Here is a 790-nt window from a genome sequence, read left to right as displayed (position 1 = left end):
AGACCGTCTCCTCCCGAGGTCTTCGGCCAGCCCACGGCACCGAGCTCGTCGAGCACTTCGTGCGCCACCGTCGCGACACGCCGGACCCGGCCGAAATCGCAGTCGGGCATCGGGTCGAGGTCGATCCGCCACTCGTCGGGGCGCTCCACGTCGCTGCGCCGCGAGTTCCAGGGATGGAACTCCACGGTCGACATCTGCACGGCCCACACGACGTCGGCGAGATGGATGACGCACAGCTCGTCGGCATCGCGGTCGTAGCGCGGGAAGTGCACCCGGACGGTCTCCACCCAGTCCGGCGCCCCGCGGGGCAGCCGCTTCTGGTGCACCTTCTGCCCCTCGAGCCCGTCGGGGAACCGGTGCAGCATGCAGGGCCGTTCGCGGAGCGCCCGGACGATCCCCTCCCCCACGCTCAGGTAGTAGTTCGCGAGGTCGAGCTTGGTCGCCCCGATCTCGGGGAAGTACACGCGCTCGGGGTGCGAGATACGCACCGTGCGACCGTCCACGTCGAGCTCGACTGCATCGGCGTCCTTGCTCATCCGCGCCTCCCGCCTTTCCCTCTCGTGCACCATCCTCGCCTCTCGATTCCCGCCCCGGTGAGGAAATACACCGCCGGCGCACGATTTCCTCCGCCCGGCACAGCGGGACGCTAACGTCGAAGCGATGCTGCTGCACTCGGTTGTCGACACCTCCGTCGCCGTCGCCGCCACACGGTCACGACGCACCAAGATCGACCTGCTACGCGAACTGCTCGACCGTGCCGAACCCCACGAGGTCGAATCGGTGGTCTCAT

General features: G+C 68.5%; 1 protein-coding gene. It reads right to left on the bottom strand.

The genetic code is table 11. The annotated features are described in order from the left end of the window. Nucleotides 1-536, bottom strand: a 536-nt coding sequence (locus R1101_RS0124770; protein ID WP_016935802.1) for a non-homologous end-joining DNA ligase LigD, incomplete at its 3' end; no start/stop codon positions are given. Nucleotides 537-790: the final 254 nt, after the last annotated feature.

Source organism: Rhodococcus sp. R1101 (genome assembly GCF_000278445.1).
GTDB classification, from domain to species: domain Bacteria; phylum Actinomycetota; class Actinomycetes; order Mycobacteriales; family Mycobacteriaceae; genus Rhodococcus; species Rhodococcus gordoniae.
This window is presented reverse-complemented; position numbering and strand designations above follow the sequence as displayed.